1 pseudogene is annotated in these 406 nt (G+C 31.8%); it reads left to right on the plus strand.

The features are described from left to right. Nucleotides 1–406: pseudogene (locus AB4653_RS23080) on the plus strand (methyl-accepting chemotaxis protein); the annotation flags it as partial.

Here is a 406-nt window from a genome sequence, read left to right on the forward strand (position 1 = left end):
ATCCTCTAACCTTACTAACCAACTGCAATCAATTCATAATATTTTTGGTAATATTAGTATCGGTGTCTTCCTTTTTGACCGTGAAGGTTCGCTTTACGATATGTCTGGAAAAATTACAGAAGTTAATGTTAAAAAAATTCAACGTGATTATTTTATCGAAACATTCGAGAAAGGTAAAGAGTTCTATGTTTCAAAGCCTTATACTTCATCAACTTCGGGAGAGGTCGTATTCGGTATAGTGTATAAGATAAATGAAGATATCGCGATAATTAGTAGCATAAAAAAAGGATCAATACTAAAAGATATTATAGGTAGAGACGATGTTTTCCTATATACGGAAGAAGGGACAATAATAACCTCACCTAATAAAGAACAAGTAGGAAGTAATATATTCTTAGAAAACCCT

The organism is Vibrio sp. 10N.222.48.A3 (genome assembly GCF_041475345.1).
In the GTDB taxonomy this organism is placed as follows: Bacteria; Pseudomonadota; Gammaproteobacteria; order Enterobacterales; family Vibrionaceae; genus Vibrio; species Vibrio tasmaniensis_A.